16 protein-coding genes are annotated in these 19,983 nt (G+C 74.3%); 5 read left to right on the forward strand and 11 right to left on the reverse strand.

Features of this window, described 5'->3' with window-relative positions; genetic code table 11:
* Positions 1 to 829: hypothetical protein (locus ACIWVC_RS29285; RefSeq protein ID WP_396451509.1), on the forward strand; the 829-nt coding region annotated here is incomplete at its 5' end.
* A gap of 49 nt (positions 830 to 878) precedes the next feature.
* Here ACIWVC_RS29285 and ACIWVC_RS29290 read toward each other — a convergent pair.
* From ACIWVC_RS29290 to ACIWVC_RS29325, 8 genes are all read right to left on the reverse strand, one after another.
* Positions 879 to 1,829 (reverse strand): electron transfer flavoprotein subunit alpha/FixB family protein, encoded by a 951-nt coding sequence (locus ACIWVC_RS29290; protein WP_396451511.1) that lies wholly within the window; start codon positions 1,827 to 1,829, stop codon positions 879 to 881.
* Between the two features lie 23 nt (positions 1,830 to 1,852).
* Complete coding sequence (locus tag ACIWVC_RS29295; protein WP_396451513.1) at positions 1,853 to 2,632, reverse strand: electron transfer flavoprotein subunit beta/FixA family protein; 780 nt, start codon at positions 2,630 to 2,632, stop codon at positions 1,853 to 1,855.
* A 273-nt stretch (positions 2,633 to 2,905) separates the two neighbouring features.
* Positions 2,906 to 4,234, reverse strand: coding sequence for a hypothetical protein (locus ACIWVC_RS29300; RefSeq protein WP_396451515.1), 1,329 nt, complete (start codon positions 4,232 to 4,234; stop codon positions 2,906 to 2,908).
* Between the two features lie 16 nt (positions 4,235 to 4,250).
* On the reverse strand, positions 4,251 to 6,182 hold the full coding sequence (locus ACIWVC_RS29305; protein ID WP_396451517.1) for a serine/threonine-protein kinase: 1,932 nt from the start codon (positions 6,180 to 6,182) through the stop codon (positions 4,251 to 4,253).
* 51 nt (positions 6,183 to 6,233) lie between these two features.
* The gene (locus tag ACIWVC_RS29310) at positions 6,234 to 7,007 is read right to left on the reverse strand and encodes a serine/threonine-protein kinase (protein WP_396451519.1); all 774 of its coding nucleotides are present in this window, start codon (positions 7,005 to 7,007) and stop codon (positions 6,234 to 6,236) included.
* 103 nt (positions 7,008 to 7,110) lie between these two features.
* Positions 7,111 to 8,061, reverse strand: coding sequence for an acyl-ACP desaturase (locus tag ACIWVC_RS29315; protein WP_396451520.1), 951 nt, complete (start codon positions 8,059 to 8,061; stop codon positions 7,111 to 7,113).
* Between the two features lie 206 nt (positions 8,062 to 8,267).
* Positions 8,268 to 9,035: an SDR family NAD(P)-dependent oxidoreductase gene (locus ACIWVC_RS29320; RefSeq protein ID WP_396451522.1), complete on the reverse strand. Its 768-nt coding sequence runs from the start codon at positions 9,033 to 9,035 to the stop codon at positions 8,268 to 8,270.
* Between the two features lie 126 nt (positions 9,036 to 9,161).
* Positions 9,162 to 9,944 (reverse strand): enoyl-CoA hydratase/isomerase family protein, encoded by a 783-nt coding sequence (locus tag ACIWVC_RS29325; RefSeq protein WP_396451524.1) that lies wholly within the window; start codon positions 9,942 to 9,944, stop codon positions 9,162 to 9,164.
* Positions 9,945 to 10,075: 131 nt separating this feature from the next.
* Here ACIWVC_RS29325 and ACIWVC_RS29330 point away from each other — a divergent pair, with 131 nt between their 5' ends.
* On the forward strand, positions 10,076 to 13,099 hold the full coding sequence (locus tag ACIWVC_RS29330; protein WP_396451526.1) for a DEAD/DEAH box helicase: 3,024 nt from the start codon (positions 10,076 to 10,078) through the stop codon (positions 13,097 to 13,099).
* The gene (locus tag ACIWVC_RS29335; RefSeq protein WP_396451528.1) at positions 13,099 to 13,887 is read left to right on the forward strand and encodes an SWIM zinc finger family protein; all 789 of its coding nucleotides are present in this window, start codon (positions 13,099 to 13,101) and stop codon (positions 13,885 to 13,887) included. The genes ACIWVC_RS29330 and ACIWVC_RS29335 overlap by 1 nt, the downstream gene beginning before the upstream one ends.
* A gap of 87 nt (positions 13,888 to 13,974) precedes the next feature.
* Here ACIWVC_RS29335 and ACIWVC_RS29340 read toward each other — a convergent pair whose 3' ends face one another.
* Both ACIWVC_RS29340 and ACIWVC_RS29345 read right to left on the reverse strand, forming a co-directional pair.
* Positions 13,975 to 14,844 (reverse strand): alpha/beta fold hydrolase, encoded by an 870-nt coding sequence (locus ACIWVC_RS29340; RefSeq protein ID WP_396454833.1) that lies wholly within the window; start codon positions 14,842 to 14,844, stop codon positions 13,975 to 13,977.
* Positions 14,845 to 14,898: 54 nt separating this feature from the next.
* A complete protein-coding gene (locus ACIWVC_RS29345; protein WP_396451532.1) occupies positions 14,899 to 16,068 on the reverse strand; it encodes a sensor histidine kinase in 1,170 nt (389 codons plus the stop codon).
* Positions 16,069 to 16,239: 171 nt separating this feature from the next.
* Between ACIWVC_RS29345 and ACIWVC_RS29350 the strand changes: the two genes are divergently transcribed.
* Both ACIWVC_RS29350 and ACIWVC_RS29355 read left to right on the forward strand, forming a co-directional pair.
* A complete protein-coding gene (locus tag ACIWVC_RS29350) occupies positions 16,240 to 16,497 on the forward strand; it encodes a helix-turn-helix transcriptional regulator (protein WP_396451538.1) in 258 nt (85 codons plus the stop codon).
* Positions 16,494 to 17,033 (forward strand): hypothetical protein, encoded by a 540-nt coding sequence (locus tag ACIWVC_RS29355; RefSeq protein ID WP_396451534.1) that lies wholly within the window; start codon positions 16,494 to 16,496, stop codon positions 17,031 to 17,033. The genes ACIWVC_RS29350 and ACIWVC_RS29355 overlap by 4 nt, the downstream gene beginning before the upstream one ends.
* Here ACIWVC_RS29355 and glgP read toward each other — a convergent pair.
* Complete coding sequence (gene glgP, locus ACIWVC_RS29360; protein ID WP_396451536.1) at positions 17,030 to 19,624, reverse strand: alpha-glucan family phosphorylase; 2,595 nt, start codon at positions 19,622 to 19,624, stop codon at positions 17,030 to 17,032. The genes ACIWVC_RS29355 and glgP overlap by 4 nt on opposite strands.
* Positions 19,625 to 19,983 lie beyond the last annotated feature (359 nt).

Below are 19,983 nucleotides of genomic sequence, written 5' to 3' on the forward strand. Positions count from 1 at the left end.
GGGCGCCGGGGCCGGCGGCGCCGGGGCGGCCGGCCAGGGAGTGGTCGGCGCGCTCGGGGCCAAGGGGGTGGCGGCCGTCGCGGGCGGCGCCGCCGCCGTGGCCGTGGGCGGCGGCGCGGCGATCTACGCCGCCGTCGCGGACGAGGCGCCGGAGCCGGTCGCCGTCCGCCTCGCGGCGTTCACCGAGCCGCCGCGCGAGATCGGCGCCGGGACGACCTTCCAGGCGCGCGGGCGGATCGTGCGGGTCACCGGCGGGGACGCCGCGCTCGCCCGGAAGATCAACCAGGCCCTGCGGGCGCCGCTGGAGCGGCGCTGGGCCAAGGTCCGCAGCGGGCTGGGGGGCGTCGGCAGCGGCGCCTACACCGACGTCGTGACGCCGCGGATCCTCATGCGCGGCGACCGGCTGCTGTCGGTGTGGTACGCGGTCGCCCTCGACGGCGACCGCGGGACGGGCTGGGACCAGCCGCAGGCCGCGACCGTGGACCTGCGGACCGGCGCCGCCTACGGGCCGCCCGACCTGTTCCGCGACCCGTCCGAGCGGGGCCTGAAGCCGCTGGACGCGAAGATCGGACCCCATCTGCGCGGCGGCGCCTACTGCGCGGGCGACGTCCCGCGCGGCACCGACGACCCGTCCGCGTTCGTGCGGTCGGGTGACGTGACCATGGCCCTCACGCGGGAGGGCCTCCGCGTCGCCTTCTACGGCTCGCTGCTGGGATACCCGTCGGCCTGCGGCCTCCAGGAGGCGGTCGTCCCGTACGCGGAGGTGAGCGGCATGCTCAGGCCCGCGCTGCTGAAGGCCGTCCCGTACCCGTCGCCGGCGCGCTCCTGAACGTGCGGAGGCCCCGGCGGCGGGCGCCGCCGGGGCCGTGCGCGGGAGGTCACTTGCGCTTGTTGATCTCCTCGGTGAGCTGCGGCGCGACCTGGAACAGGTCGCCCACGACGCCGAAGTCGACGAGCTCGAAGATCGGCGCCTCGGGGTCCTTGTTGATGGCGACGATGGTCTTCGAGGTCTGCATGCCGGCCCGGTGCTGGATGGCGCCGGAGATGCCGACCGCGATGTAGAGCTGCGGCGACACGGTCTTGCCGGTCTGGCCGACCTGGAACGAGTGCGGGTACCAGCCGGCGTCGGTCGCGGCCCGGGAGGCGCCGACGGCGCCGCCGAGCGAGTCGGCCAGGCTCTCGATGATCTTGAAGTTCTCGGCGCCGCCGACGCCGCGGCCGCCGGAGACGACGATCGCGGCCTCGGTCAGGTCCGGGCGCTCTCCCTTCTCCTGGACGACCTTCTCCACGATCTTCGCGCCCTTGTCGGCGTCGGACAGGGCCACCGACACCTGCTCCTCGGCCGGGGTGGCCGGGGACGGCTCGGGGGCGACGGAGTTCGGCCGGACGGCGATGATCGGCGTGCCGGTCTTCACCCGGGCGTGCGCGATGATGCCGCCGCCGAAGATGGAGTGCTCGGCGACGAAGCCGTCGGCGACGTCCACCACGTCGGTGAGCACGCCGGAGCCGGTCTTGACCGCGAGGCGGCCCGCGACCTCCTTGCCCTCGCCCGTCGCGGGGACGAGCACGGCGGCGGGCGACTTCTCACTCACGAGCTGGGCCAGCAGCGCGGCCTTCGGGGCGACGACGTAGGAGGTCAGCTCCTCGTCGGCGGCCACGTACACCTTGCCCGCGCCGTACTCGCCGAGCTTGTCCTTGGCGTTCTCATAGCCCGGGCCGACCCATACCGCGGCGGCCTCGCCGAGCCGGTTCGCCAGCGTCAGCAGTTCGAGCGTGACCTTCTTGACCTCACCGTCGACGTGGTCGACGAGGACGAGAATCTCAGCCATTGGTCTCTAATCCCCTTCCCCGGTCAGACGAACTTCTTCGACGCGAGGAACTCGGCGATCTTCACGCCGCCGTCGCCCTCATCGGTGACGATCTCGCCCTTGGCGCGCGGCGGCGCCTCGGCGAAGTCGACCACCTCGGTGGCGGCGTTCGCCAGGCCGACCCGGGCGGCGTCGATGCCGGCGTCGTCCAGGCCGAGCGTCTCGACCGGCTTCTTCTTGGCCGCCATGATCCCCTTGAAGGAGGGGTAGCGCGGCTCGTTGATCTTCTCGACGACGCTGACGACCGCGGGGAGGCTCGCCTCGATCCGGTCGAAGCCGTAGTCGGTCTGCCGCTGCGCCTTGATGGACGTCCCGTCGATCTCGACCTTGTTGGCGAGCGACACCTGCGCGGCGCCGAGCCGCTCGGCGAGCATCGCGGCGAGCACGCCGGTGCGCGCGTCGGTGGACTCCGAGCCGAGGACCACCAGGTCGAACCCGGTGCGGCCGAGCGCCTGCTGGATGGCGTACGAGGTCTGCAGCGCGTCCGAGCCGGCGAGACCGTCGTCGACCAGGTGCACGGCCTTGTCGGCGCCCATGGCCAGGGCCTTGCGGATCGAGTCGGTGGCCTTGTCGGGGCCCATGGTCAGGACGGTCACCTCGCCGCCGTGGGCCTCCTTGATGCGCAGCGCCTCTTCGATCGCGTACTCATCGAGCTCGTTGATGACCCCGTCCGCCGCCGCGCGGTCGAGCGTGCTGTCATCGGACTTCAGCTTGCGCGGGCTCTCCGTATCGGGAACCTGCTTCACCAGGACGACGATGTTCATGGCCGGTGGCCGACCTCCCTGCACTCAGTTGGCCGCCGAGGAGCGGCGAGGGGCGCCGCCCGTGGCGGGTCGACGCGGACGTGCGTTTCCGAAGTCACAGCCTGCCAAATACCCGAACGCCCTTCGGAGTCGGGTCCCTGATTCGGCCGTGCACAAGCCAGGTTACTAGCGAGTAGCCTACTGGCAAATCCCAGTTCGTGAGACCTTACCCACGTACGCGGGGCGTTCACGGGGCTTCCCGCGTCCCGAACCGGACGTGACGGACTTCACGTCTCACCACCGGCCGGCGGCGTGCTGGAGCCGGTCCAGCGAGCTCTCCAGCGTCTGCTGGAGCCCGTACATCGGGGCGAAGCTCGGCTCCAGCGTCATCGCCCCGACCACCGCGAGCAGGGCCGGGACGCCGAGGCCCACGACCGCCGCGGCGACGGGCCGGGGCCGCCGCGCGAGCGGCAGGAGCAGCCGCTCCAGCCGCCGGCGCGGGCCGTGCACGCCCGGCGCCGTCCACAGCGCCGCCGCTCCGGCGCCGGCGCCGAACGCGCAGGCGAGGAGCGAGTCGATCCGCCCGCCCGCCGCCACCGCGGCCAGCCCGACCGGGACGGCCACCGTGCACGCCGCCGCGTACGGGACGGTCAGCAGCGTCCGCCCGAACGCCTCGGCCCAGCCCCGCGCCCCGCGGCGCTCCGGCGCGGCCGCGAGCCGCAGCAGCGTCACCGCGGCGAGCGAGGCGGCCAGGCCCGCGACCGGCGCGATGATCGCGACCGCGACGGCGATCACCACCGCCATCGCCGTGAGCAGCCGCGCCCACCCGAGCGCCACTCTCATCTCGTGCGCCTCGACGCCCCGCGCGGACGCGGCCTCGCCCGCCACCTTCGGCCTGGGACCGGCGCTCGCCGCGGGCGCGCTCTCCGGCCGCGCACGCGGGACGAGCCCGGGCCCGGTCCCCGGCGCCGGGGCGGGACGGGCGGGCAGGTCGAGCTTTGACGCCGCCTCCGCCAGTTCCTCCGCGGCCGGGCGCTCACGCGGATCGGGACGCGAGGCCGCCTCCACCAGCGGGCGCAGCCCGGACGGCAGCGCCTCGGCGGACGCGTCACGCCGCCCGGTGGCGGCGAACGTCACCGTCGCGGCCCAGGCGCCCACGTCATCGGCGGCGCCGCCACCGGAATCGCCGCCGGCGGTCAGCGCGAAGTCGGCCACGACCGGCGCGTCGTCCACGACGAGCACGGTCTCCGGCCCCAGCGCGCCGTGCGCGAGCCCCGCGCGGTGGATCGCGGCGAGAGCCTTGGCCAGCCCGTAGGCCATGCCGCGCAGGGCGTCCCCCGACACGGGGCCGTGCTCGGCGACCGCGTCCCCCAGCGGCCGGCCGGGGACGAACCGGGACACGACATACGGCTGCGGGCCGGCGGGTTCGCCGTCCAGGACGTCCACCACGTAGGGGCTGGCGACCTCGCGCATCCGCCCGATGTCGGGCGCCGCGCCGGGCGGGAGCAGCCGGATCGCCACGTCGCGGCCGTCGGGTCCGGCGGCGCGGCGGACCGCCCCGGCGCCGTCCGGCGACAGCAGCCGGTACGGGCCGATGTGCCGCGGGCTCGTCTTTCCGCTCATCGGTCCCGGGCGCCGATCACATGCCCGGGATGCCGGACACGAGTTCGCGGACGTCCGCGCGCAGGCCCTCAAGGCTCTGGCTCATCCCGTCCAGCGGGGTCGTGTCCGGCGGCTGCCGCTGCGACAGCGCGACCAGCACGCCCGCGAAGATCCCGAGGATGAGCGCACCCGCGAGGGCGGCCTCGGCGCGCGGCAGCAGCGCGCCCCAGATGCGGGCGAGCTGGCGCCGCGGGGCGCCGCTGCCCGGCGCGAGGCACAGCAGCCCGATCACCGCCATGGACGAGTACGCGATGGCCGTCGACGCCGTCATGTCGGACTTCGCGAAGATCAGCACGCCGAGGACGATCATGCCCGCGATCAGGCTGAGCGACGTCCACAGGACCGTGGACATCAGCGCGCCCGGAAGGTGCAGCGGCGTCCGGAACGCGGCGGCGACGGCGTCGCCCGAGCGCGGGCCGCGCCGGGTCTGCCGGCCCTCCATGCCCTTGGCGGCCTTGTCCGCCGCGCGCAGCACGAACACGCCCGCGACGGTGACGCCGAGGGCGAGCAGCGGCGCGATGCCGGCGAACCCGAGCAGCGCCACGAGGACGATGAAGCTCAGCACCCGGTACCAGCCGTAGGGCTTGCGGCGGTCGCGGTCGGCGCGCTCCCGGTCTGCGGCCCGCCGCTGCGCGTCCTGCGCCTGCGGGTCGTACGGGCCGCGCTGCAGCGCGCCGGGCGGCGGCTGGTTCGGCGGCCCGTAGGGCGGCGGGTAGCCGCCCCGGTCGTAGGGGTCGTAGCCGCGCGGCCCGAACTGCTCGCCCGCCTTGAACTGCGCGGGCGGCGGGCCCGGCGGCGGAGGCGGCGGCGCGGCGGGCGGCAGCTGGCCCACGAAGTCGCGCGGCTGCGCCGGGACGGGCGCGGGCACCGGGGGCGCCGTGCTCGGCGTCATGCCGCCCGGTCCGGTGCCGCCCGGCGCCGTGGGCGGCGCCGGGACGTCCTGGGACGTGGACTCCGGCTGCCCCGTCACCGGCATGGAGAACATCCGGGAGTGGTCGGCCGCCGGCTCGTCCAGCGCCGTGCCGGCCGCAGCCGCGCCCGCCGCCGCGGCGCCGGCCGCCGGGTAGTGCTGGTCGACGCGGGTCTGGTCGGTGATCGTCGCTTCGAGGTGGATCCGCCGGGTGAGCTGCACCAGGCCGACCGCGGTGGGGCGCTCGGCCGGGTGCCGCGCCATCGCCGACCGCAGCACGGGCAGCAGCGCGTCCGGCACGCCGTCCAGGTCCGGCGTGCCCTGCATGATCTTGTAGAAGATCGACTCGAAGGTGCCGGAGCCGAACGGCGGCCGGCCGGTCGCGGCGTAGGCGACCGTCCCGGCCCAGGCGTGCACGTCGGACGGCGGGCCCGCGTCCTCGCCCTCGATGATCTCCGGGGCGAGGTAGCCGGGCGTGCCGATGACCATGCCGGTCGCGGTGAGCCGGGTCGCGTCGGCGGCCTGCGCGATGCCGAAGTCGATGACGACGGGCTCGCCGTCCACGAGCATCACGTTGCCGGGCTTCAGGTCGCGGTGCACGATCCCGGCGCCGTGGATCGCCGACAGCGCCGACGCCAGCCCCACGGCGAGCCGCTGCAGGGCCGGCCCGTAGATCGGCCCGGCGTCCTCGACGACCTCTTCGAGCGTGCGGCCCGGAACGTACTGGGTCACGATGTAGGGCTGGTCGGCGGTCACGTCGGCGTCGAGTATCTCCGCGACGTGCGGGCTGTGCACCCTGCGCATGGAGTCGACCTCGCGGGCCAGCCGGCGGCGCGCCGTGGCGTCCCCCGCGACCGCGGGGCGCAGCACCTTGATGGCCACGTTGCGCCCCTCGGGGTCGGCGCCGAGGTAGACGACGCCCATGCCACCCTCTCCCAGGGTCTGCAGGACGCTGTAGTGGCCGATTCGGTCCCCGGACGTGACGGCTCCTCCCCTCATCGTTTCCGAAACCCTACCCTTGCCGGTCCGGCCGGGAAGATCTAATCGGCATCAGGCCGCCACCGCCCCGCCGGGGGCGCCGGCGAGCGCCCCGGCGAACCAGCGGGCCGGCGGGCGCCTCGCGGGGTCGCGCCGGAACGCGGCCCGCAGCAGCCCGGCCACCGGCTCGGGGACGCCGTCCAGGTCGGCCTCGCCGCGCAGGATCCGGAAGCACACCCCGTGCAGCGACCCGCGCCCGAACGGCGGGCGCCCCGTCGCCGCGTACGCGACCGTCGCCGCCCAGGAGAACACGTCGGACGCGGGGGTGGCGCGCTCCCCCTCGATCAGCTCGGGGGCCAGGTAGGCGGGCGTGCCCACGACCATCCCGCGGCGGGTGATCTGCTCGGCGCCGGCCTCGTGCGCGATCCCGAAGTCGATCAGCGTCGGCCGGTCGCCCATCGCGATGACGTTGCCCGGCGACACGTCGCGGTGCAGGACGCCGGCGTCGTGGACGTCCCCGAGCGCGAGCGCCAGCCGCCGCGCGAACCGGTGGAGCCGGTCGCCGCGCAGCGGCCCGTACGCCTTGACCAGGTCGCCCAGCGGGCAGCCCGGCACGTACCGCATCACGACGTGCGGGCGCTCCGCCGCGACCGCCCCGTCCAGCAGCTCCGCGACGTAGGCGCTGCGCACCCGGCCCTGCGCCCGCATCTCCCGCGCCAGCCGGTCGATCGCCTCGCGGACCCCCGTCAGCTCCGGGATCAGCTCCTTGACGGCGACCTCGCGGCCATGGGAGTCCATGGCGAGGTACACCACCGCGGTGCTCCCCCGGCCGATCTCGTCCAGCAACCGATACCCGCCCAGTCGCCAATGCGTCCCCATGCACCCTTTGACGCGGCGAAACGCGTTCGCGTTCCCGCTCACCTCCGGGCGGCCGGGGGGCGCCGCCGGGTCAGCCCTTCCGTGCGGCCTGGCGGGCGCGGCGCTCCTCGCGGCGGGCCTCGAACTTGGCGGCGGCGGCGTCGAGCTGCTCCAGGAACTCGGCCAGCTCCTCGCGGGCCTTCTCGCCGTCGCCGGACAGGTCGGTGCGGTCGAACACGCCCCACTTGCGCAGCACCGGGACGAGCACGTCGTCGTGGTGCAGCCGCAGGTCGTAGATGCCGGCGTTGGCGATGATCACGGACTTGCGGAGGAACCCGTCGATGCTGTGGCCGGGCATCTGGAACGCCTTCACGACGTCGGTGATCGCCCGCATCGTCTCGTTCGGCGCGGCCTCCAGCGCGGCGCCCATCACGTTCCGGTAGAAGATCATGTGGAGGTTCTCGTCGGCGGCGATGCGCGCCATCATCTGCTCGCAGACGGGGTCGCCGGACGCCCTGCCGGTGTTGCGGTGCGACACGCGGGTGGCGAGCTCCTGGAACGACACGTAGGCCGTCCCGTGCAGGAACGAGTCGCCGTGGTCGGCCTCGTAGCCGGCCTCCATGTGGTGCATGCGGGCGCGCTCCAGCGCGACCGGGTCGACCGCGCGGGTCACGGTGAGGTAGTCGCGCAGGACGATGCCGTGCCGGTTCTCCTCGGCCGTCCACCGGTTGACCCAGGTGCCCCAGGCGCCCTCGCGCCCGTACACCCGGGCGATGGCGTTGTGGTAGCCGGGCAGGTTGTCCTCGGTGAGCAGGTTGACGATCAGCGACTCGCGCGCCTCGACGCTCAGCTTCGACTGCTCCAGCGACCACGGCTCCCCGTCCAGCGGGCCGTCGAAGTCGCGGCCCTCGCTCCACGGGACGTACTGGTGCGGGAACCACTCCTTGGCCATCGACAGGTGCCGGTTCAGTTCCTTCTCGACGACGGGCTCGAGGTCCTGCAGGATGCCGGTCTGGAACTTCTCTTCGGGGGTCACGGACATGCGGTTCCTTCGCTGGGACGAGGTGGTCTTGCCGGACGTGGCGCCGCGCCTGCGGCTCGATGGTGTCGCCCAGCAGGCCGTACACATAACCTACGTAAGCGTAGGTTCCGATCGTCGCCACTCACCGTGACCCCCGTCAAGTCACCCCCGCAACAATCAACCAGCGGGAAGTTTTGTAGACCTGAGCAAAAAGCGGCGCGCCGGTGTCACCGAGTGTCAGCGGCCTGCTGCCACACGCGGTTCACGGCGGCCCGCAGAAGCGGCCTCGGGATGAGCTTCAGCGCCGGGAGCGCCGCCTTGTACTGCACGCCGGGGACGCACAGCGCGCGCCCGGCGGCCACCGCGTCCAGCCCGGCCCGCGCGACGTCGTCGCGGCGCAGCCACAGCAGGTTGGCCGGGACGTCGTCCTCCGTCCGGGTGAAGCCGGGGCACAGCGCCGTCACGTGGACGCCCTTGCCCGCCACCTCCGAGTGCAGGCTCTCGGAGAACGACGCGACGTACGCCTTGGTCGCCCCGTAGGTGGCGCTTCCGGGGGACGGCGCGAAGCCCGACATGGACGCGACGTTCAGCACCCCGCCGCGGCTCCGCGCGACCATCCCGGGCAGGGCGGCGTGCGTGAGCCGCACCAGCGCGGTCACGTTCAGCTCGATCTGTGCGAGGTGGTCGTCCAGCGGCAGCTCCGCGAACGCTCCAAAAGCGCCGTAGCCCGCGTTGTTCACCAGCAGCTCGACCGGGTCGGCGCGCAGCCGGTCCTCCACCTCGGCGCGCTGCGACGCGTCGGTGAGGTCGGCCGCCACCACCTCGACCGCGACCCGGTACCGCTCGACCAGCTCGCGGGCCAGCCCGTCCAGCAGCTCGGCCCGGCGCGCCACGATCACGAGGTCGGTGCCGCGGCCGGCCAGCAGGCGGGCGAAGCTCTCCCCGATCCCGCTGGACGCGCCCGTCACGAGCGCGGTTCGGTACGCGTGTCGCATGGCGGCAGATGCTATCGGCGGAACCGCGCCGACCCCGGCAGCACACTCAAAACAGAAGTAACGGTTTAACCGTCATTTATCGAGGTGCGCCGCCGGGCGCCCCGGCGTGCGCGCAGGAGCGCGCGCTCAGCGGCCGGTGAACTTCGCCTTGCCCGGCCCTTCCTCCATGAAGCTCTTCATCCCGTTCGCCTGGTCCTCGGTGGCGAACAGCGCCGCGAACTGCGCGCGCTCGATCTCCAGGCCGGTGTCGAGGTCGACCTCGATGCCCCGGTCGATGGCCTGCTTCGCGGCGCGCAGCGCGATCGCGGGGCCGCCCACGAACGTCGCCGCCCACTCCCTGGCGGCGGTGTAGACGTCGGCGTCCGGCACGACCCGGTCCACCAGGCCCATGGCGAGGGCCTCGTCGGCCTTGACGTGGCGGCCGGAGAAGACCAGGTCCTTGGCGCGGGACGCCCCGATGAGGCGCGACAGCCGCTGGGTGCCGCCCGCGCCGGGGATGATGCCGAGCTGGATCTCCGGCTGCCCCACCTTGGCGCCCTCCCCCGCGACGCGGAAGTCGGCGGTCAGCGCGACCTCCAGCCCGCCGCCGAGCGCGTAACCGGTGATCGCGGCGATGACCGGCTTCGGGATCGCGGCCAGCTCCCTGGTGAAGTCCTGCAGCAGGCGGGACGGCGTGCCCGACATCTCGGCGTACGACATCGGGGCCATCTCCTTGATGTCCGCGCCGGCCGCGAACACCTTCTCCCCGCCGTACAGGACGACCGCGCCCACCGTCTCGTCCTCGGTGACCTGCCGGGCGGCGTCGATCAGCTCCCGCTGCATCCGGGCGTTCAGGGCGTTCATCTTCGGACGGTCCAGCCTGATCGTCGCGATCCCGTCCTCGGCCTCGACCCGTACGAACTCGCCCACGGCGACCCTCCCTGTGCATCCGGCGGTGAACGTCCCCGAGCCTAACCAGAGGGGCGCCGCGGGCGGCCGCCGGGCGGTGCGACGGCTGTGACGCGCGGAAACGTCGGAGGCTGCTGATAGCTTCGGGGACCATGCTCGTCGCCCACGCCACCTGGCATGGCGGCGCGCTCTGCCTGTGGGCCGAGCGCGCCGGCCCGTACGAGCCCTCACCGGACGTCCACCCCTTCGCGACCTGCGACTTCACCGGCACGTCCTACGAGCCGCTCGTCCGCACGGCGTTCCGCGTCGAGCTGGCGATGTCGCTGCCCACGCTCGGCGACCACCCGCTGCCGTCGGCGGAGCTCGGCCCCGAGCCGGTGCCGGACGAGCCCGAGCTGCGCCCGTGGCGCGTCCCGGCGCTGGTCCTCGGACCGTTCCCCGCGATGGCGCTGCTCCAGGCCGCCGAGCGGAGCGCCGACGTCGTCCCCGGCACCGACCTGCGGTTCCTGTGCATGCTCGCGGACGAGGCCGCCCATCTCGCCTCGCGCGGCCACGTCCTGCCCGCGCTGCTGCGCGAGGACGGCGAGCTCACCGCGCGCTGGCGCCCGGTGATCGACGACCCGGCGCGGTTCCGCGCGCTGGTGCGCGCCATGCCCGCCGCCTGCCGCGCCGCGGACGGCGGGCGCCCCGCGGCCGAGGTGCTGCGCGAGGCGCTGTCCGGGCTGGTCGACACCGCCGTCCGGGGCGTCGTGCCGCATCCGCTGCTGGCGCCGCGGCGCAAGGAGCCCGACCGGCTGCCGCTCGCCGAGCGCTGGGTGCTGGCGCTGACCGGCCCGTCCGCCGCCGTCGCCCGCGAGCCCGGCGACGACCCCGACGACCTGATCGCCGAGCTGGACGCGTGGGCCGCCGCCGCGCGCCGCCCGTCCGGCCCGCTGCGCGTCTGCTTCCGGCTCGCCGAGCCGGGCGCGGAGGAGTTCGGCGAGCCGGAGCGGCCCGGCGAGACCGCGGCCCGCGAGGAGCCGGACGGCGACTCCTGGCGGGTCGAGTTCGCCCTCCAGGGCACCGACGACCCGAGCCTCTACGTCCCGGCCGCCATGATCTGGGAGGGCGGGGCCGCTTCGATCCCGGACGCGGAGGAGACGCTGCTCGCCGGGCTCGGCCGCGCCCTGCGCCTCTTCCCCGACCTGGCGCCGGCGCTCGACGGCCCGGCTCCCGGCGAGCTGGTCCTCGACACCGCGGGCGCGTTCCGCTTCCTCCGGCAGGCGGCGCCGATGCTCGCGGCCGCGGGCTTCGGCGTCCTGCTCCCGCAGTGGGCGGGCAAGGCGAAGCTCGGCATGAGGCTGACGGCCCGCACCGACGATCCGGAGGCGTCCTCCGGGGCCGCCGCGTCCTCGGGCTTCGACCTCAAGGCGATGGTCGACTTCCGCTGGGACCTGGCCATCGGCGACGAGAGCATCGACGAGGCCGAGCTGGAGGAGCTGGCCCGCCTCAAGACCCCGCTCGTGCGGCTGCGCGGCCAGTGGGTGGAGCTGGACGAGCGGCAGCTCGAAGCGGCCCTCGACTTCCTCCGCCGCCCCCGCCGGGGCCGGATGACGGCGGCCGAGGCGATCCGCGCGATCGTCCACGCCGGCGACGACGCGCTGCCCCTCACCGGGGTCGACGCGGGCGGCGCGCTCGGCGACCTCCTCTCCGGCGAGGCCGACCGCCGCCTCGCCCCGGTGCGCACCCCGGACGAGCTGGACGCCGAGCTGCGCCCCTACCAGGAGCGGGGCCTGGCCTGGCTGGCGTTCATGGACGGCCTCGGGCTGGGCGCGCTGCTCGCCGACGACATGGGGCTCGGCAAGACGGTGTCGGTGCTGTCCCTTCTCGTCCACGAGCGGGAGAACGGCGCCCGCCCCGAGCCGACCCTGCTGATCCTGCCGATGTCGCTGGTGGGGAACTGGCAGCGGGAGGCGGCGCGGTTCACGCCCAAGCTGCGCGTCTACGTCCACCACGGGACGGGGCGGCACCGCGGCGACGACCTCGCCGAGGCAGCGGCGGGCGCCGACCTGGTGCTGACCACGTACGGGACGGCCGCGCGGGACGCGGAGATGCTCGCGGGCATCGGGTGGCGGCGGGTCGTGTGCGACGAGGCGCAGGCGCTCAAGAACAGCGGCACGCGGCAGGCGAGGGCGGTGCGGAGCATCCCGGCGCGCACGCGGATCGCGCTCACCGGCACCCCGGTCGAGAACCACCTGACCGAGCTGTGGTCGATCATGGAGTTCGCGAACCCGGGGCTGCTCGGCCCGCGCAGCGCGTTCCGGCGGCGGTTCGCGATCCCGATCGAGCGGGAGGGCGACGAGCAGGCGGCGCTGGCGCTGAAGCGGGCCACGCAGCCGTTCATCCTGCGCCGCCTGAAGACCGACAAGTCGATCATCTCCGATCTGCCGGAGAAGCAGGAGATCAAGGTCTACTGCAACCTCACGACCGAGCAGGCGTCGCTGTACCGGGCGACCGTCGACGACATGCTCCGGCGGATCGCCGAGGCCGGCGAGACCGAGCGGCGCGGGCTCGTCCTGGCGACGATGGCCAAGCTCAAGCAGGTCTGCAACCATCCGGCGCAGCTGCTGAAGGACGGCTCGCGCCTCCCCGGCCGCTCCGGAAAGCTCGAACGGCTGGAGGAGATCTGCGCCGAGATCCTCGGGCAGGGCGAGAAGGCGCTCGTCTTCACCCAGTACGCCGAGTTCGGCTCGATGCTCCGGCCCTACCTGGCCGCCCGCCTCGAACGCCCCGTGCTGTGGCTGCACGGCGGGACGTCCAAGCAGGCGCGGGACGACCTGGTCCAGCGGTTCCAGGACGACGCGGAGCCCGCCGTCTTCCTCCTCTCCCTCAAGGCCGCCGGGACGGGCCTGACCCTCACCGCCGCCAACCACGTCGTGCACGTCGACCGGTGGTGGAACCCGGCCGTCGAGGACCAGGCCACCGACCGGGCGTTCCGCATCGGGCAGACCCGCAACGTCCAGGTCCGCAAGTTCATCTGCGTCGGGACGATGGAGGAGCGCGTCGACGAGATGATCGAGCGCAAGAAGGCCCTCGCCGAGTCGATCGTCGGCACCGGCGAGGACTGGCTGACCGAGCTGTCCGTCGCCGAGCTCCGCGACGTACTGCGGCTGTCCCCCGAGGCGGTGAGCGACTGATGCCGGACGGGATCAGGGCCCGCAACAAGCGCGGCTCGATCGGCACGCGGTGGTGGTCGAGGCGCTTCATCGACCTCGTCGAGTCGTTCGCCGACAAGGGCCGCCTCCAGCGCGGCCGCACCTACGCGCGCAAGGGCAACGTGCTCGACCTGCGCGTGGAGCCGTACGAGGTCTCCGCGAAGGTGCTGGGCTCGGCGCCCGAGCCGTACGAGGTGGCGCTCGGCATCGACGCGATCGCCCCGGACGACTGGCGCGCCGTCGAGAGGGAGCTGGCGTCCCGCGCGGTGTTCCGGGCCCGCCTCCTCGCCGGGGAGATGCCGCCGGAGATCGAGTGGGTGTTCGCCGAGCTGGGCCTCGCCCTCTTCCCCGGTTCGGCGTCCGACCTGCATCTGATGTGCGACTGCCCCGACTGGGGCGACCCGTGCAAGCACGCCGCCGCCGTCCTCTACCTGCTCGCCGAGGCGTTCGACGACGACCCGTTCCTGATCCTGCGGTGGAACGGCCGCGGCCGCGACCAGCTCCTCGCCGCGCTGCGGCGCGGCGGCGAGACCGAGCCCGACCCGCTGGACGTCGCGGACGAGCCGCTGACCGCGGCCGGCTTCTGGACGCCCCCGTCCGGCCTGGCCCGCCTCCGCGACCGGCCCCCGTCCCCGGCCGTCCCGCCGGGCCTCGTCCTCCAGGTGGCCGCACCGCCACCGGTGAAGATCCGGCGCCGTGCACTGCCGGACGTCCTCGCCCCGGCCTACGAGGCGCTCGGCGCGCGGAACGGCGACGACGGGCGGGACTGAGACGACGGGCGGGACTGAGGGGCCGCTTCCCCCGGTTCCGGAGCGGAGCCGCCCCGGAACCGCGCGGGAGGACGCGGCCGCCGGCCGTCAGCCGGCGTCGAGCACCTCGCGAAGCTTCCGGGCGAACGCCTCGGGCTGCCCGGACTGGCCGAACTCGCCGCCGAGGAAGCCGCCGTGGTGGCTCGGGAACACCGTCGCCTCCTGCCCGAGCAGCCTCGCCGTCGCCACCGCGGCGCGCCCGGTCAGGACGCCGGCGGACTCCTCGCCCACGGCGATCACGATCCGCGTGGGCGCCGCGGTGAGCGCCGCCACGTCGGGCCGGTGGTCGCTGACCGCCCACGACCGGTCGGAGAGCAGCGGGTCGTCGCGGGAGCCGTCGTCCTCGGCGGGCATGCCGAACGCGGCGGGGTCCGGTGCGGGCCGGGCGAAGTAGTCGTCGGTGAACTCGCCCTGCCACGACGTCATCGCGATGAACGCCGCCATGCCGGCGCCCCCGCCCTTCTTCTCGTACACGTCCCGGACGCCGGCCCGCGCGCGCTCGGCGGCCGCGGCGTCGGGCAGCACGTGCAGGAGCGGCGGCTCGTGCGCCACCAGGGTGGCGACGTCGCCGGGATGCGCCGCGACGAGCGCGAGCGCGGTCACCGCGCCGCCGCTGCTCCCGAACATCTCGACCGGGCCCGCGCCGAGCGCCTCGATGAGGGCGTGCAGGTCGGCGGCCTGCAGTTCGGGCGCGTGGTCGTGCCGGCCGTCCTTGCGGACGCTGCGGCCGAGGCCGCGCGGGTCGTAGGCGATGACGGTGCGGTCGGGGAAGTGCGAGGCCAGCGTGCGGAATCCGGCGCCGTCCATGGGCTGGCCGACCATGAGCAGCGGCGCCCGCCCGCCGGCGGGCGGCAGCGGCCCGTAGACGTCGTACACGAGGTCGACCGCGGGCGTTTCCAGTGTCTGTGTGGTCACCATGGCCATGCTGACCCGGCCCGGGCCGGAAACTCATCGGCCGGGGCCGTCCCTTTTTCAGAGCGGGAGCCGCGCTCGCACCGCGAAGCCGCCGTCCGGGCCGGGGCCGGCCTCCAGGGTGCCGCCCAGCGACTCGGCGCGGTCGCGCATGCCGCGGATGCCGCTGCCGCCCCCGGACGGCGCGCCCGATCTCGGCTTCCCGTCGTCCTCCACGCTGATCGTCACGTCGGCGGCGGTGTAGCGGATCCGGACCGCGGCGGCGGAGGCGGTGGAGTGCCGGGTCACGTTCGTCAGGGCCTCCTGGACGATCCGGTACGCGGCGAGATCGGTCTCGGCCGGCAGCGTGCGCGGCTCGCCTTCGACCTCGGTGCGGACCGCGAGGCCGGCGGCGGCGATGCCGCCGGTCAGCTCGTCCAGCCGGGCGAGCCCGGGGGCCGGTCCGACCGGGGCGGCCTCGTCCACCTGGCGCAGGACGCCGAGGGTGGCGCGCATCTCCCGGAGCGTGTCCTTGCTGGCCTGCTTGATCGCGGTGAGGGCGTCCGCGGCCCGTTCGGGCTCGCGGCGCAGGCCGTGCAGCGCGGCGGTGGCCTGCACGTTGATCAGCGAGATGTTGTGCCCGAGGACGTCGTGCAGCTCGCGGGCGATGCGCAGCCGCTCCTCGACGGCGCGGCGGCGGGCCTCGGCCTCGCGGCCGCGCTCGGCGACCCGGGCGCGCTCCTCGGCCTCCCGCAGGTAGGCGCGCCGGTTGCGGACGACGCCGCCGATCGCGATGACCGCGACGAACCAGCCCGCGAGCAGGAACGACGCCGCGTCCGCGAGATGGTTGATGTCGTCGCGGCTGTCGCCGTAGACGGTGCCGGCCATCGCCGCGGCGGCGAGCAGCGAGGCGGTCGCCAGGTGCCCCGCGGCAGCCGCGGTGTAGAGCCCGATCACGAAGGTGATCAGCAGCGGGCCGTCGGGGTCGGTCGCCGGGTAGTAGATCCCGCAGACGACCAGGGTGGCGGCGGCGACGGAGACCGGATGGCTCCGCCGGAAGCACAGCGCCCCGCACCCGGCCGCGATCAGCGCCCAGCCGTAGGCGGGCATGGGCTCGCGGCCGACCACGCGGGTCTCCAGCAGCGCGATCACGGTCAGCGCGAGCAGGGTTCCGGCGGCCAGGAGCGCGTCCGCCGCGCGGCCCTCCGGCAGCCACCGGAGCGGCCGGTCGTGTCGCTTCGCCAGTCGCACGTGCCCATCCTGCCAGGCGCCGCCGAGTTGCGAATGTGCGATGGAATGTAGTACTTCTACTATCAATGGATGCAGAGATATGGTCAATGATCCAAGTTCCCGTATGGGGGTGCTCATGAGCGAACCGGTGGTCCGGACGCGGGGCCCGCGTCCGCGGAGGGCCGCGCCGTGATCCGCAGGGCCGGCCAGGCGCCCGCCGACAAGGAGGCCGTGTACAACCGGATCCCGGTGCTGCGGGCCGAGCGCGGCGTCTCGCGCCGCGACCTGGCGGCGGCGCTGGGCGTCCACTACCAGACGATCGGCTACCTGGAGCGGGGCGAGTACAGCCCCAGCCTGCACCTCGCCCTGCGCATCGCCGACTACTTCGAGGTGCCGGTCGAGGTCGTCTTCTCCCTGAAACCGTTCCCGAGGATCGGAGACACGTCATGACGAAGCACGCGGACCGCCTCGCGGAGCTGGAGCGCCGGCTGCCCGCCCGCTACGCCCGGCGGCGGCCCCGCCGGATCCTGGCCGGGGCCGGCGCGGTCACGCTGGGCCTGTTCTGGGTGGACGCCGCGGTGTCGTGGGCGCTCGCCCCCGGCGACGCCGCGATGATCACGAACTTCGTGATCCTGGGCGTCCTGATCGCGGCCGGCATCCCGCTGTGGAGCCAGCTGGTCGCGGTGACCCGCGGCCTCACCTCCAGGCGGGAGCACGACCTCGACGAGCGGCAGCTCGCCGCGCGGCTCCGCGCCTTCGCGACCGCGCACCGGGCCACGACCCTCGTCCTGGTCGCGGTGCTGCTGGCGGTGTCGGTCGCGGACCGCGACGGGCGCGAATCGCAGATCCCCGGCGCCGCGCTGTTCCTGATCCTGTTCGCCCTGCTGGCGACGCACGTCTTCCTGCCCCTGATCGTCGCCGCCTGGCAGGCCCCCGACCCGCCCGACGACGATGACGAGCAGGAGGACGCGCAGGCCGCCGCCTAGCGAAGGTCGCCGTTCGTCATCCCCTGCGGGGCGGGCGGCAGCGCGACCAGGCCCATCTCGGCCCGGCCCGACAGCAGCGGATGGCTGGGCACCACCCGCACGCTGTAACCGAACGCGCCGCTGCGCTCGAGGGGGACCTCGCCGGTGTAGCGGCGCCGCCCGTTCTCCGCCGGTTCGACCTCGTCCAGCTCCAGGTAGGACGGGTCGACGATCACGTCGGCGTCGTCCACCCGGCCGTAGGCGACCTCCACGGCGACGTCGTCCGGGTCGAGGCCGGCGAGGTCCACGACGACCCGCACCGCGAGCCGCGCCCCGGCCTGGGGGCTCTCCTCCCCGTTGGACTCGACGTGCTCGACGGCGACGCCCGGCCACGCCTTGCGGACCCGCTGCTTCCACGCCGCCAGCGCGCGGGCGCCCGCGTACTCGTCCGCGACCATGGCCCGCTCGGACGCGGCCGCCGGGGTGTAGAGGTCCTCGACGTAGTCGCGCAGCATGCGGGAGGCGAGCACCTTCGGGCCGAGGGTGGCGATGGTGTGCTTGACCATCTCCAGCCAGCGGCGCGGCAGGCCGGCCGAGTCGCGGTCGTAGAACGTGACGGAGACGTGGTCCTCGATCAGCTCGTAGAGCGCGGCGGCCTCCAGCTCGTCGCGCCGGTCGGGGCTGGACAGGCCGTCGGCGGACGGGATCGCCCAGCCGTTCTGGCCGTCGTACCACTCGTCCCACCAGCCGTCCAGGATCGACAGGTTCAGCCCGCCGTTCAGCGCCGCCTTCATCCCGGACGTGCCGCTCGCCTCCAGCGGGCGCAGCGGGTTGTTCATCCACACGTCGCAGCCCTGCACCATGAGCTGCCCGAGCGCGATGTCGTAGTCGGGCAGGAACACGATGCGGTGCCGGACGTCCTCGGAGTCGGCGAACCGCACGATCTGCTGGATCAGCTTCTTGCCGCCCTCGTCCGCCGGGTGCGCCTTGCCGGCGATCACGATCTGCACGGGCCGCTCCGGGTGCAGCAGGATCGCGCGGAGCCGGTCCGGGTCGGTCATCATCAGCGTGAGCCGCTTGTAGGACGGGACGCGCCGCGCGAACCCGATCGTCAGGACGTCGGGGTCGAGCGCGTCGTCGATCCAGGAGACCTCGGCCTCGCCGGCCCCGCGCTGCCGCCACGACTCGCGGAGCCGGCGCCGCGCGTCCCGCACGAGGCGGCGCCGCAGCAGGCCCCGCATCCGCCAGATCTCCGGCTCGGAAACGGTGCGCACGCCCTCCCAGCCGCGCCCGGTCTCCATCACCGACGGCAGCTCGCGGGCGGTGAACTCCAGCACCTCGCGCGCCACCCAGGTGCCCGCGTGCACCCCGTTCGTGATCGACCCGACCGGGACCTCGGCGGTGTCGAACCCGCCCCACAGGCCGCCGAACATCTCCCGGCTGACCTCGCCGTGCAGCTCGCTGACGCCGTTGACGCGCTGCGCCAGCCGCATCCCCATCACGGCCATGTTGAACACGGTGCGGTCGCCGCCCGGGTAGTCCTCGCTGCCGAGCGCGAGGACCCGGTCGAGCGGGACCTGCTCCTTCTCGTTCGCGCCGCCGAAGTACCGGCTGATCAGGTCGCGGGGGAACCGGTCGATGCCGGCCGGGACGGGCGTGTGCGTGGTGAAGACCGTGCCCGCGCGCGTCGCCTCCAGCGCCTCGTCGAACGTCAGCCCCTCCTCCGAGACCAGCTCGCGGATGCGCTCCAGGCCGAGGAACCCGGCGTGGCCCTCGTTGGTGTGGAACACCTCGGGCGCGGGGTGCCCGGTGATGCGGCAGTACGCGCGGATCGCCCGGACGCCGCCGATGCCGAGCAGCATCTCCTGCAGCAGCCGGTGGTCGCCGCCGCCCCCGTACAGCCGGTCGGTGACGTCGCGGGCCGCCTGGTCGTTGTCCTCGACGTCGGAGTCGAGGAGCAGCTGCGGGACGCGCCCGACCCGCGCGACCCACACCTGCGCGTGCAGGTCGTTCCCCTTGGGCAGGCCGATGGCGACGCGGACCGGCGTCCCGTCCCGCTCCCGGAGCAGGGTGAGCGGGAGCCCGTTCGGGTCGATCGGCGGGTAGCGCTCCAGCTGCCATCCGTCCGGCGACAGGGACTGGGAGAAGTACCCGTGCCGGTACAGCAGCCCGACCCCGAGGATCGGGACGCCGAGGTCGCTCGCCGTCTTCAGGTGGTCGCCGGCCAGGATGCCGAGGCCGCCGGAGTACTGCGGCAGCGCGGCGGTGATCCCGTACTCGGGCGAGAAGTAGGCGATGGACGACGGGCCGTCCGGCCGGCTCTGGTACCAGCGCGGCGCGGTCAGGTACTCGCGCAGGTCCTCGGCGGTGTCCTGCAGGCGGCGCCGGAACCGCCGGTCCCCCGCCAGCTGCGCCAGCCGCTCCGGCGACACCTCGCCGAGCAGCCGGACGGGGTCGTGGTGGACGGCCTCCCAGAGCGCGGGGTCCACGGCGCGGAACAGGTCGAGCGTCTCGTGGTGCCAGGACCAGCGCAGGTTGAGGACGAGCTCCTCAAGCTGCCTGAGCGGCTCGGGAAGGACGGTGCGGACCGTGAAACGTCGGATTGCCTTCACGCATAGCCACGCTATGCGCTCATGTCGCCTGCACGCGACGGCGGGGAGCGGACCGTCACCGCGCGGATCGGCCGGCCGGCGGATCGCGTGATCGCGGAAACCCCTGTCTGCCCAGGGGCTTCGGCCGCTCGGCCGCTTACTTTCCGCGTTCGCGGCGCTGCTTAAAGTTATCCCCAACTACGCGGCGGTAGGCGCCGGATCACGGGCATGGGAAGTTTCGTAAATCTCGCGCGGGTAGGGGTGACGCATGCACGTCGAGTCCGGGACGTCTCGTATGACCGGCATTCCGAGGCTTGGTCGTATTCCGATCGTGGATGTGGCGCCGGTGGTGGGGTGCGGCCGGTGGCCGGCGAAGGCCG

It is taken from the genome of Actinomadura sp. (assembly GCF_044508335.1).
In the GTDB taxonomy this organism is placed as follows: Bacteria; Actinomycetota; Actinomycetes; order Streptosporangiales; family Streptosporangiaceae; genus Spirillospora.

Bases quoted from the DNA above. Each gene is read 5' to 3' on its own strand.
- ACIWVC_RS29320 (WP_396451522.1), bottom strand. From the start codon at position 9,035: ATGCGACACGCGTACCGAACCGCGCTCGTGACGGGCGCGTCCAGCGGG.
- ACIWVC_RS29300 (WP_396451515.1), bottom strand. From the start codon at position 4,234: ATGAGCGGAAAGACGAGCCCGCGGCACATCGGCCCGTACCGGCTGCTG.
- ACIWVC_RS29295 (WP_396451513.1), bottom strand. From the start codon at position 2,632: ATGAACATCGTCGTCCTGGTGAAGCAGGTTCCCGATACGGAGAGCCCG.
- ACIWVC_RS29340 (WP_396454833.1), bottom strand. From the start codon at position 14,844: ATGGTGACCACACAGACACTGGAAACGCCCGCGGTCGACCTCGTGTAC.
- ACIWVC_RS29305 (WP_396451517.1), bottom strand. From the start codon at position 6,182: ATGAGGGGAGGAGCCGTCACGTCCGGGGACCGAATCGGCCACTACAGC.
- ACIWVC_RS29330 (WP_396451526.1), top strand. From the start codon at position 10,076: ATGCTCGTCGCCCACGCCACCTGGCATGGCGGCGCGCTCTGCCTGTGG.
- ACIWVC_RS29335 (WP_396451528.1), top strand. From the start codon at position 13,099: ATGCCGGACGGGATCAGGGCCCGCAACAAGCGCGGCTCGATCGGCACG.
- ACIWVC_RS29315 (WP_396451520.1), bottom strand. From the start codon at position 8,061: ATGTCCGTGACCCCCGAAGAGAAGTTCCAGACCGGCATCCTGCAGGAC.
- ACIWVC_RS29290 (WP_396451511.1), bottom strand. From the start codon at position 1,829: ATGGCTGAGATTCTCGTCCTCGTCGACCACGTCGACGGTGAGGTCAAG.
- ACIWVC_RS29355 (WP_396451534.1), top strand. From the start codon at position 16,494: ATGACGAAGCACGCGGACCGCCTCGCGGAGCTGGAGCGCCGGCTGCCC.